The sequence below is a fragment of the Chamaesiphon sp. VAR_69_metabat_338 genome (assembly GCF_031423935.1).
In the GTDB taxonomy this organism is placed as follows: Bacteria; Cyanobacteriota; Cyanobacteriia; order Cyanobacteriales; family Chamaesiphonaceae; genus Chamaesiphon.
This window is the reverse complement of record NZ_JANPGM010000182.1, coordinates 1-3,137: the sequence shown is the minus strand read 5'-3', so window position 1 is coordinate 3,137 and position 3,137 is coordinate 1. Positions and strand designations below refer to the sequence as shown.

General features: G+C 48.3%; 2 protein-coding genes. One reads left to right on the top strand and one right to left on the bottom strand.

Features of this window, described 5'->3' with window-relative positions:
- Window positions 1-303: 303 nt before the first annotated feature.
- Entirely contained in the window at window positions 304-1,356 is a 1,053-nt protein-coding gene (hemE, locus tag RMO84_RS05375; protein ID WP_310487445.1) for a uroporphyrinogen decarboxylase, read from the top strand.
- Window positions 1,357-1,571: 215 nt separating this feature from the next.
- Here the strand turns inward: hemE and gatB are convergent, their stop codons facing one another.
- Window positions 1,572-3,056 carry an Asp-tRNA(Asn)/Glu-tRNA(Gln) amidotransferase subunit GatB gene (gatB, locus tag RMO84_RS05370; RefSeq protein WP_310487446.1) on the bottom strand — a complete coding sequence of 495 codons (1,485 nt, stop codon included), beginning with the start codon at window positions 3,054-3,056 and terminating at the stop codon, window positions 1,572-1,574.
- Window positions 3,057-3,137: the final 81 nt, after the last annotated feature.

Genomic DNA, 3,137 nt, shown 5'->3' with positions numbered 1-3,137 from the left:
GGGGCACCCCTACAAGTTATCTGTAGGGGTGCCCCTCGTGGGTACCCTCAGATCTACGGTAATTACTAATGTTTTCGTAATGGTGCAAGATGTGAGTACTCAAAAAATTACCATCGGGATTACCCACGATCGAGCGAAATCTTAAAAATCATATCATCGCCAACCGCTTCTCGGCCAAAAGGGTAGCTAGTTTGGTATTCTTGAACTTGATGTCTGTCGAGCTAGTCTCATCGATCGCTACTGAAGATCGATCGCTACAGCAGCCGCCAACAGCCAAAATATAAGATAAAACTACACTAAAAAATGACAGATATCGGTCAAGAACCACTATTATTACGCGCCGCCAAAGGTGCCACGCTCGATCGTCCGCCAGTTTGGATGATGCGCCAAGCGGGACGCTATATGAAAGTTTATCGGGATTTGCGCGATAAATATCCCTCCTTCCGCGATCGCTCCGAAAAACCCGAACTCGCGATCGAAATCTCGCTCCAACCTTGGCGAGCGTTCGAGCCAGATGGCGTCATCATGTTTTCCGACATCCTCACGCCTTTACCAGGCTTAGGCATTCCCTTCGACATCATCGAGAGTCGGGGGCCGATTATCGAACCAGCGATCCGCTCTCAGGCGCAAATCGACGCGCTCCATCCGCTCAATCCCGAGGAGTCCTTGCCATTTATCAAGGAAATCCTCACCACCTTACGGCGGGAAGTGGGTAATAAATCCACCGTTCTCGGCTTCGTCGGCGCACCCTGGACGCTAGCAGCATATGCGATCGAAGGCAAAAGCTCCAAAGACTATGCCAACATCAAAGGGATGGCTTTCCGCGAACCCCAGATGCTCCACAGTCTACTGGCTAAAATCGCCGATGCGATCGCTGTCTACGTCCGCTATCAAATCGATTGTGGTGCCCAAGTCGTCCAGATGTTCGACTCTTGGGCGGGACAGCTCAGTCCTCAAGACTATGAAACCTTTGCCCTCCCCTATCAGCAGCGCGTCGTTCAACAAGTCAAACAGACTCACCCCGATACACCTTTGATTCTCTATATCAGCGGTAGCTCGGGCGTCTTGGAGCTAATGGGCAAATCTGGCGTCGATATCATCAGTCTCGATTGGACGGTGGATATGGCAGTCGGACGCCAACGGATTGGCAAGCATTTGGGCGTTCAAGGCAATATGGATCCCTGTGCATTGTATGGTTCCAAAGACTTTATCCGCGATCGAATTATCGATACCGTGCGCAAAGCGGGCAAAACCGGACATATCATGAATCTCGGTCATGGTGTCTTACCTACCGTACCGGAAGAAAATGTCGCCCACTTCTTTGAAACTGCTAAGAATGTCGATAAATTACTCTAATCTGCTGGATTGAGATTACTGAAACAAAAACCCGACTTTTTTGGAAAAGTCGGGTTTTTCACAGCACTAGCGGTAGCCTCGAAACCCAACACACTTAGAGATCGACTGTGTGGATGTTGGGTTTCGCATTCGCTCAACCCAACCTACATATTAATTTTGGATTTTTTCTGGTAGATCGATCGTCTCTGCAATAGATATCGGTATTAAAACTCAAATTAACCATTAAGTTTTTGTGCCAAAATTTGATTGGCTAACTTCGGTTCGGCGCGTCCGCCAGTTTGTTTCATCAATTGTCCGACAAAGAAACCTAATAGTTTAGTTTTCCCCGCTTTATACTGTTCCAACTCTTTGGGATTGGCAGCAATAATTTCATCGATAATTTTTTCCAACTCCTGCGGATCGGCGATCGAAGTCAATCCTTTGCTGTCTACTAATGCTTGTACTGAACCACCGTTCTCAAATAATTCGGGCAAGATTTCTTTGGCAATTTTGCCACTAATTGTCCCTTTGTCGATGAGTCCGATTAATTCTGCCAGCACGGTTGGCGTCAATGCAATCTCGCGAATGCTGACTCTTTGATTCTTCAGATAGGCAGTAATATCGCCCATCACCCAGTTAGCGGCTTGCTTGATATCGGCACCTGCGGCGATCGTCGCTTCGAGATATTCGGCGACAGATCGATCGTCGGTGAGGACGCGCGTATCATAGGCAGAGAGGCTAAATTCTTCTTGATAGCGATGGCGTTTTTGGACGGGTAATTCTGGGAGTTCGGCTTTCCAAGCTGCTTTTTGGCTATCTGCCAAAATCATTGGTGTCAAATCGGGTTCGGGGAAATAGCGGTAGTCGCTAGAACCTTCCTTGCTCCGCATACTAATTGTGCGTTGCGTGCCTTCTTCCCACAATCTAGTTTCTTGGAAGATTGGCTCGTTATTACCAATTGCGGTAATTTGTCGATCGATCTCGTAATCGATCGCGCGTTGAATCGCACTAAAGGAGTTCATATTCTTGATCTCGACTTTCACCCCAAACTGCTCGCGACCCACAGGACGCACGGAAATATTCACATCGCAGCGCAGGGATCCTTCTTGCATATTCCCGTCGCCGACGCCGAGATAGCGAATGATTCGGCGAATTTCTTGGGCGTATTCCGCTGCTTCGACACCACTGCGAATGTCGGGTTCGGAGACGATTTCGCACAGAGGCACGCCAGTGCGATTGTAATCTACCAATGAGTAACTGGAGCCGGATAACCTGTCACTCCCGCCATGTACGAGCTTACCGGCATCTTCTTCCATATGCATCCGCGTGATGCCGATTTTCTTGCGGGTGGGATTGCCAGCCTCGTCGAGGATTTCGATTTCTACCCAGCCATGTTCGGCAATGGGGAGATCGAATTGGGTGATTTGATAGTTTTTGGGTAAGTCGGGATAAAAATATTGCTTGCGATCGAATTTACTATAAGCAGCAATCTCACAATTGAGTGCCAAACCCGCTTTGACGGCATACTCATATACCTTCTCATTGAGTACCGGCAAGACTCCAGGCATTGCCGTACATACCGGACAAATATTGTGATTGGGGACGGAACCAAATTCGGTAGAGCAGTTACAAAAAATTTTGGTAGCAGTACTGAGTTGACAGTGAGTTTCTAACCCAATTACGGCTTCATACTGGATTTTAGTCGGGGTAGCTACGGTCATGCGGCTATAAAAAGTTTGTGTAGAGCGATATATCTGCCATTGTATCGCGTTGGTGTTGGCGTAGCCTGCCGTAGGCGAAGC

What these genes read in the sequence shown, in the direction of transcription:
- hemE (WP_310487445.1), top strand. Translation starts at nt 304, where the DNA reads ATGACAGATATCGGTCAAGAACCACTATTATTACGCGCCGCCAAAGGT.
- gatB (WP_310487446.1), bottom strand. Translation starts at nt 3,056, where the DNA reads ATGACCGTAGCTACCCCGACTAAAATCCAGTATGAAGCCGTAATTGGG.